General features: G+C 39.0%; 4 protein-coding genes and 1 rRNA gene. All 5 read right to left on the bottom strand.

Annotated features, from left to right (window positions below; translation table 11 throughout):
• Positions 1-328: ribosomal RNA gene (locus AC4G3O_RS14040) — 16S ribosomal RNA — on the bottom strand; the annotation flags it as partial.
• Between the two features lie 505 nt (positions 329-833).
• Complete coding sequence (gyrA, locus tag AC4G3O_RS14035; RefSeq protein WP_066109750.1) at positions 834-3,386, bottom strand: DNA gyrase subunit A; 2,553 nt, start codon at positions 3,384-3,386, stop codon at positions 834-836.
• Positions 3,387-3,533: 147 nt separating this feature from the next.
• Entirely contained in the window at positions 3,534-5,456 is a 1,923-nt protein-coding gene (gene gyrB / locus AC4G3O_RS14030; RefSeq protein WP_066109747.1) for a DNA topoisomerase (ATP-hydrolyzing) subunit B, read from the bottom strand.
• Between the two features lie 57 nt (positions 5,457-5,513).
• Entirely contained in the window at positions 5,514-5,750 is a 237-nt protein-coding gene (remB, locus tag AC4G3O_RS14025; RefSeq protein ID WP_066109744.1) for an extracellular matrix regulator RemB, read from the bottom strand.
• 10 nt (positions 5,751-5,760) lie between these two features.
• A complete protein-coding gene (gene recF, locus AC4G3O_RS14020) occupies positions 5,761-6,879 on the bottom strand; it encodes a DNA replication/repair protein RecF (RefSeq protein WP_066109741.1) in 1,119 nt (372 codons plus the stop codon).
• Positions 6,880-6,885 lie beyond the last annotated feature (6 nt).

Raw genomic sequence — 6,885 nt, 5'->3', positions numbered from 1 at the left:
GTCCCAGTGTGGCCGATCACCCTCTCAGGTCGGCTACGCATCGTTGCCTTGGTGAGCCGTTACCTCACCAACTAGCTAATGCGCCGCGGGCCCATCCCTAAGTGTTAGCCGAAGCCAACTTTCCTTCCAACACCATGAGGTGTTGGAAACTATTCGGTATTAGCACCGGTTTCCCGGAGTTATCCCAATCTTAGGGGCAGGTTGCCCACGTGTTACTCACCCGTCCGCCGCTAATCGTTGGGAGCAAGCTCCCTCAGATTCGCTCGACTTGCATGTATTAGGCACGCCGCCAGCGTTCGTCCTGAGCCAGGATCAAACTCTCCGAAAGATGTTTGATCTAGCTAAATTTTAAAGCAAATTGACGAGATTTTAAAAATCTCTTGTTTTTAGACTTGCTTGGCGTTTCGTTTTGTTTAGTTTTCAAAGAACAATCTGTTTTGTTGTCGTTTTGGCGACTTAACTATCATATCAAGTTAGCAACCTTTTGTCAACAACTTTTTTTATTTAATGTTTGTGCATCCCGGTGTTTCCCGGTCAGCTAAATCAGTATATCAATTCCCAGGCAGGAATGCAACACTTTTTTATAAAAAACTATAAAACAAATATAATCAACTAATCGTATTAGCTTAAAGGTTTTAACTCTGCCTCTCTTATCATCTCCAATCTACAGATGAATGCTGTTATTAGCATGTATCAACTCCATATAAACAGCATAATATGATACGACCTCAAACCAATTTCTTTAAACAATCATTTATAAAAACAACACCTCTTTTAAAAAGAGGTGTTGTTAGTAAAAGCTATTTTGTATATACCAAATGTATTATCTCCTATTATTCTTCTTCAGGTGAATCCAGTGGTTCAACATCCGTGCCTTGTTCTGTTTGTTCTTCTGATTGTATTTCTGTTTGTTCTACTGTTTCTTCCTGCTCGTCATCCTCAGGAGAGTCTTCTTCTTTTTGTACCTTAGCTACTGTAGACACATATTGATCATCACCTGATTCAAGTCTGATCAATTTAACACCCATTGTATTTCTTCCTAAACGGGAGATCTGTCCAACATCCATACGAATAATAACACCCGCAGCAGTAATAACCATTAAATCTTCTTCACCTGTAACAGTTTTTACAGATACTAATGAACCAGTTTTATCGGTTATATTGCAGGTTTTAATTCCTTTACCGCCACGACTTTGAATTCTATATTCTTCTTCTCCGGTACGTTTTCCATACCCATTGCGAGTAACGATTAATATATCATCATTTTCTTCGAGTATATCCATACCTACTACTTCATCATTCTCGCTTAAAGTGATTCCTTTCACACCCGTTGCTGTACGTCCCATTGAACGCACATCAGTTTCTGGGAATCGGATCAATTGACCATCTTTTGTTCCAATGATGATGTTCCGGGTGCCATCTGTTAGTTTAACGGAAATCAATTCATCGTTATCACGCAAACCAACTGCAATCAATCCGTTATTTCTAATATTGGCAAAAGAAGATAATGGGGAACGTTTAGAAATCCCTTGTTTAGTAGTAAAGAATAAGAACCAATCGTCCACAAATTCTTCAACTGGGATAATTGCATTAATCCACTCATCTTTTTCAATTTCAAGTAAGTTTATAATTGGCAGACCTTTAGCTGTCCGTCCATATTCAGGTATTTCATACCCCTTCGAACGATATACTTTCCCTTTATTAGTAAAGAAGAGAATTGTATCATGCGTTGAAGTTGTTAGCAGATGCTCAACAAAGTCATCTTCATTGGTACCCATTCCCTGAATACCTCGTCCTCCACGACGCTGACTTCTGTATGTGGATGCTGGCAGTCGCTTGATATACCCTTTATTCGTTAAAGAGATAACGATATTCTCTTGAGGGATTAAGTCTTCATCCTCAATATGTTCCAGACCGGCCAAGACAATTTCTGTTCTTCTTTCGTCATTAAACCGTTCTTTAATTTCAGTTAACTCTTCACGAATTAAGTCAAGCAACTTTTCTTCATCAGCAAGAATGGCTCTTAACTCGCCAATCAATGTCATAAGCTCTTTATATTCGTTTTCGATTTTATCTCGTTCTAAGCCTGTTAACCTTTGCAGACGCATATCCAAGATCGCCTGAGCTTGCTTTTCAGTCAATTCGAATTTAGTCATTAATCCTTCTCTGGCAATATCAGTAGTTTGAGAGCCACGGATTAAGGCTATAATTTCATCAATATGATCAAGTGCAATTCGTAGTCCTTCTAAAATATGCGCTCTTGCTTCTGCTTTACGAAGTTCAAATTGCGTTCTTCTGCGAATAATTACCTTCTGATGTTCCAAATAGTAATAAAGCATTTGTTTCAGATTCAGAACCTTCGGCTGGTCATCAACAAGAGAGAGCATGTTGATGCCAAAGGTTGTTTGCATTGCTGTATGCTTATATAAATTATTTAAAAGTACGTTTGCATTCGTGTCTCTTCTTAATTCAATTACGATACGCATACCATTACGGTCTGACTCATCCCGTAAATCTGTAATACCTTCAATTTTCTTGTCACGTACCAAGTCTGCAATACGTTCAACCAGTTTGGCTTTGTTCACTTGGTATGGAAGTTCCGTTACAATAATGACCTGTTTACCGTTTTGTTTCTCTTCAATAAACGATCTTGCCCTTAACGTGATGGAACCACGGCCAGTTTCATAAGCTTTACGAATACCGCTTCTTCCTAAAATTTGACCTGCAGTTGGAAAGTCCGGACCCGGAATAATTTCCATCAATTCCTGTATGGAGATCTCAGGGTCTTTACTTAAAGCAAGCACACCATCAATGACCTCTCCTAACTGATGTGGAGGAATATTCGTAGCCATACCAACCGCAATTCCAGAAGAACCATTTACAAGCAGGTTAGGAAAACGTGATGGAAGTACCACTGGTTCCTTTTCTGAACCATCGTAGTTGTCTCGGTAATCGATTGTATCCTTGTTTAAGTCTCTAACTAACTCCATTGATATTTTTGACATACGGGCTTCTGTATAACGCATTGCCGCAGCTGAATCACCATCAACAGATCCAAAGTTACCATGCCCCTCAACCAGCATATATCTAAGGTTGAAATCCTGAGCCATACGGACCATCGTGTCGTAGACTGCCGTATCACCATGAGGATGGTATTTACCGATAACTTCACCAACGATACGTGCCGATTTCTTAAATGCTTTATCCGACGTCATACCTAAATCATTCATAGCGTACAATACACGCCTATGCACAGGCTTCAACCCATCACGAACATCCGGAAGTGCTCTGGCTACGATAACACTCATAGCATAATCCAAGAATGATGTTCGCATTTCCTGACTTATATTTATTTCTTTAACCCTCGAGTTTTCCATTTCCGCCATGGAATTACCTCCTCTTATCCGCAAAATCCAGTTATACATGTAAAAAGACAGGATAGATGTTGTCTATCCTGCAGAAAAGATGTATGGATCGCTATTCCCCAATTCAATAACAATCCCATTGAAGTCATACTTAAAAATCAATCGAATTTATATATCTAGATTCTTAACTTGTAACGCATTTTCTTCAATGAAATTCCGACGCGGTTCGACTTTGTCGCCCATAAGCATTTCAAAGGTTTCATCTGCATCGATTGCATCTTCTAGACTAACCTGCAACAATGTTCTGTGCTCCGGATCCATCGTTGTATCCCATAACTGTGTTGCATTCATTTCACCCAAACCTTTATAACGCTGTAGACCAGGTTTTGGCTGGCTAGGGAGCTCACTCATAATACTTTCCAGCTCTCGATCATTATAAGCATACATTATACGCTTGCCTTGCTGTATTTTGTATAACGGTGGCTGAGCAATATAGATATAACCATTTTCAATAATCGGTCGCATATAACGATAGAAGAACGTCAACAATAAGGTTCTGATATGGGCACCGTCGACATCGGCATCAGTCATGATGACAACTTTATGATATCGTGCCTTCGTAATATCAAAATCCTCACCAATACCAGTTCCCAGAGCTGTTACAATCATTCTGATCTCTTGATTGCCAAGAATTCTATCCAGACGCGCTTTTTCCACGTTTAGTATTTTACCGCGTAAAGGCAAAATGGCCTGGAAGTGTCGATCACGGCCAGATTTTGCCGATCCGCCAGCAGAATCACCCTCAACAATGTAAATTTCGCTAATGGATGGATCTTTTGAAGAACAGTCAGCCAATTTCCCTGGTAAGTTGGAAATCTCCAATGCACTCTTTCTTCTTGTTAGCTCTCTAGCCTTTTTGGCTGCTGCTCTCGCTCTGGCAGCCATTAATCCTTTATCGATAATTTTTCTTGCGACACTAGGATTTTCAAGCATGAATTTCTCCATTTTTTCAGAGAAAATGGAGTCAGTAATCGTTCTTGCCTCAGAGTTACCAAGTTTAGTTTTCGTTTGTCCTTCGAACTGCGGATCAGGGTGTTTGATCGATACAATCGCAGTTAGGCCTTCGCGAACATCTTCACCGGTTAAATTTTGGTCATTTTCCTTGAAAATGCCGTATTTCCTTGCATAATCATTTATTACACGAGTTAAGGCTGTTTTAAATCCAGATTCGTGTGCTCCACCTTCATAGGTGTGGATATTATTGGCAAATGAATAAATATTACTTGTAAAACTATCATTGTATTGCAAAGCAACCTCAACAGAAATCCCATCTTTAGCACCCTCGACATAGATTGGTTCTTCGTGAAGTACCTCTCTCGTACGATTTAGATGTTCTACATAGGATTTAATGCCGCCTTCATAGTAATATTCATTTTCTTTACCATCTTCACGTTCATCCTTAATCGTGATTTTAATACCACGGTTTAAGAAGGCTAATTCCCTTAACCTTACCGCCAAAATCTCATATTCATATATAAGAGTTTCCGTAAAAATTTCACCATCAGGTTTAAATGTAATAGTTGTACCAGTACGATCGGATTCGCCTAAAATCTCAAGCTCGCCTTTTGGTGTACCTCTTTCAAAACGTTGAAGATGAATTTTCCCTTCACGTTCTACTTGGACAGACAATTCAGTAGACAGGGCATTAACAACTGAAGCACCCACACCATGAAGACCGCCGGAGACTTTGTAGCCTCCACCGCCAAATTTACCACCGGCATGTAAAGTTGTCATAATGACTTCTACTGCAGGACGGCCTACTTTTTCGTGTATACCAACAGGAATACCACGACCATTATCCTTAACCGTAATACTATTGTCTTTATTGATGAATACATTGATTTCATCACAATATCCTGCCAGTGCTTCATCAATACTGTTATCAACAATTTCCCAGACTAAATGGTGAAGCCCTCTGGAACTTGTGGAACCAATATACATACCAGGCCTTTTACGTACTGCCTCTAGCCCTTCAAGTATTTGTATCTGGTTTTCATCATAGGATTCTTTTTGTATTTCTTTTTGCTCCATTGTCAAACCATTTCACCTACACTTTTCATGCATTTATTTCGTATCTTATCGATTGTGTTACAACGTAGACATCTTTGCTGATTTTCTTTTCAAAGCAGTTAGTCCAATTGGTGAGAGATAGATGTGATGAACTGTAACCACAATTGATTTTGTATTACCTTCAGCCAGATCAATAACTTTATTTTCATCTAAAAATCTCTGTAATACAGGTGAATCTGTTAGCATTTTGGCATCAAGTGCCGTAACTAGTTCACTAGTCTTAATTACAGTATCATTTCCGACATGAAGATACATCTTAACCACCTCATTTCAATCTGGACATTGTTCCGCTTTTCACTTGAAAGGTTGCAGCTTCTCTCAATGTTTGATGATCGATTCCGTCTACACTTGTAGTCGTTACAAAGGTTTGTACCTTACCTTGAATGGTATTCAACAAATGCGATTGTCTGTAATCATCCAATTCAGATAGAACATCATCAAGCAAAAGAATTGGATATTCATTGATTTCTGAATGAATCAGCTCAATTTCAGCTAATTTTAAAGATAAGGCTGTTGTTCTTTGCTGGCCTTGCGACCCAAACGTTTGCACATCATGACCATTGACGAAGAATTGCAGGTCATCTCTATGTGGACCAATTAATGTTGTGCCTCGTTCTTTTTCTCTAGTACTTATTTTATCAAATTTTTCCTGAAATCTTTCTACTATTTTCGACAAGTCCATAGATTCTGATACCTCTATGGATGGTTTATATTGAATATCCAGCGTTTCTAGACCTCTAGAAATGCCTTTATGGATAGGTTTTGCCCAATTCTTAAGCAATTCAAGGAACTCAAACCTCTTTAAAAGAATTCTTGCAGCATAATGAATGAATTGGTCATTTAGAACCGCAAGCATAGCATCGTCAGCTCTTTTGCTCAGCTGTGCTTGCCTCAAAAACGCATTACGTTGATTGAGAATCTTTTGGTATTGGTTTATATCATGTAAATAAACAGGCGATACTTGTCCTATTTCCATATCTATAAAGCGTCTTCTGATTAAAGGGCTGCCCTTCACCAGGTTTAAGTCCTCCGGAGCAAACATAATCACATTCATATTGCCGATATACTGGCTCAAACGCTTTTGCTCCAAATGATTACTTTTAGCTTTTTTGCCTTTTTTGGAAATAATCAATTCCATAGGAAGAGGTCCTCTGTTTTTCAGTACTCTTCCCTCTATTTTAGCATATTCCTGGTCCCATCGAATAAGATCTTTATCATTGGAGGTGCGGTGAGATTTAGCCATGGCCAGTACATACATAGCTTCCATCACATTTGTTTTTCCTTGAGCATTTTCGCCCAGTATAACATTCACCTTATTTTCAAATTCGGCGGTCAGACTTTCATAGTTTCTATAATGTTGAAGACTAATCTTTTCAAGATACATATCTTT

The organism is Bacillus sp. z14 (2026), assembly GCF_058313575.1.
This window is presented reverse-complemented; position numbering and strand designations above follow the sequence as displayed.

What these genes read in the sequence shown, in the direction of transcription:
- gyrA (WP_066109750.1), bottom strand. Translation starts at nt 3,386, where the DNA reads ATGGCGGAAATGGAAAACTCGAGGGTTAAAGAAATAAATATAAGTCAG.
- gyrB (WP_066109747.1), bottom strand. Translation starts at nt 5,456, where the DNA reads ATGGAGCAAAAAGAAATACAAAAAGAATCCTATGATGAAAACCAGATA.
- remB (WP_066109744.1), bottom strand. Translation starts at nt 5,750, where the DNA reads ATGTATCTTCATGTCGGAAATGATACTGTAATTAAGACTAGTGAACTA.
- recF (WP_066109741.1), bottom strand. Translation starts at nt 6,879, where the DNA reads ATGTATCTTGAAAAGATTAGTCTTCAACATTATAGAAACTATGAAAGT.